Source organism: Streptomyces thermospinosisporus, assembly GCF_039526425.1.
Lineage (GTDB): Bacteria > Actinomycetota > Actinomycetes > Streptomycetales > Streptomycetaceae > Streptomyces > Streptomyces thermocarboxydovorans.
Window position 1 is genome coordinate 1 of the sequence record NZ_BAAAIZ010000148.1, and the last position, 537, is coordinate 537.

Annotated in this window: 1 protein-coding gene; it reads right to left on the minus strand. The window is 70.9% G+C overall.

The window, feature by feature from the left end:
- Window positions 1–400, minus strand: a 400-nt coding sequence (locus tag ABD207_RS31655; protein WP_344016756.1) for a transposase, incomplete at its 3' end; no start/stop codon positions are given.
- Between the last annotated feature and the right edge of the window lie 137 nt (window positions 401–537).

The following is a 537-nucleotide window of genomic DNA, read 5'->3' on the forward strand; positions in this document are numbered from 1 at the left end:
CCACCACCAGGTGCCGCTTACGCCCTCCCACCTTCTTCCCGCCGTCCCAGCCGGAGGTCGAGCGCGGGATGTTCGCCGCTGCCCGCACCGACTGCGAGTCCACGATCGCGGCCGTCGGGTCCACCGCGCGGCCATCCTTGGCCCGCACGCGGTCGCGCAGCCGGTCGTGGAGCTCGGCGAGCAGACCCGTCACCTGCCAACGGCGGGCGAAGGCATGCACACGCCGGTACGGCGGGAAATCCGCAGGCAGGTTGGCCCACTTGACGCCGTTGTCGGCCACATAGCGGACCGCGTCCAACATCACGCGGTGGCAGTAGCCCTCCGGCCGCCCGCCCCGCCCCTGAAACCATGCCGGAATGGGCAGCAACGGCCGGATGACCTGCCACTCCGCCTCCGTCATGTCGGAGGCGTAACACCGCACGCGCTCCGGCCCGTCCGCCGCGTTGCCGAACCTGTGCGCGAGGCAGTCACACGACAGGGACGGCGCGTTGGACTCCACACACGCAAGCGCGAAAGACTGCGGCAACAGGGCCTCCT